Here is a 639-nt window from a genome sequence, read left to right as displayed (position 1 = left end):
CTGAAAGCTTCGGCAGGCTCGGATTGTTGATGGCCGTGTTCAGTCGGATAAGGGTGGTCATGTTTTACGTTCCTTTGACGTAGGGGATGGGCTTCTGGAAGGTGACAGCCCAATTCCAGAGGGCTTCGGACCCGTCCGCGCTGATGGTCGGGTCGCTGTCGCGCAGGCAGCCGCGCGCGCCGCTGATCGGGCCGCCGCCATTGCCGCCGACGCCGTAATAGGCGTAGCCGAGAAGCGGGTTCGCGCCGATGTCGGCGGCGGTCGTGATCCGCACGGTATCGCTGTTGATCAGATCGACCGAGGCGATGCTCACGACGCCGCTGTCATCCTCCACGGTGAAGCCGTAGTCGCCGGGATCCACCACATGGGTGGTGTCGAATACGAGCGGCGCCTCCGGCACTTGGAATTTGATCGTGATGACACGGGGGCTGTGCTTGGTGATGCGGCGCGGCTCGACGGGACGCCAGTCCTCGCCGCGAAAGACCCGCTTGTAGAGCACCTTGCCCCATTGCATCCCCATGAGCTTGCCGCCCGCGCTGGCGAAGTGCAGATCGTCGGCATGAACCGCCTGATACATCGGCGCAGCGACGAGGATGCGCGGGTCTTCCTCGCTGGCCTCAAATATCGCCTGCGCGATGG

Annotated in this window: 1 protein-coding gene; it reads right to left on the bottom strand. The window is 64.0% G+C overall.

Annotated features, from left to right (window positions below):
• Positions 1 to 64: 64 nt before the first annotated feature.
• Positions 65 to 639: hypothetical protein (locus tag VK682_RS27295; RefSeq protein WP_324783005.1), on the bottom strand; the 575-nt coding region annotated here is incomplete at its 5' end.

Source organism: Salipiger marinus (assembly GCF_035481585.1).
Classification (GTDB): domain Bacteria; phylum Pseudomonadota; class Alphaproteobacteria; order Rhodobacterales; family Rhodobacteraceae; genus Salipiger; species Salipiger marinus.
Note: the sequence above shows the minus strand (reverse complement) of the source record. Positions and strands in the feature narration are given on the sequence as shown.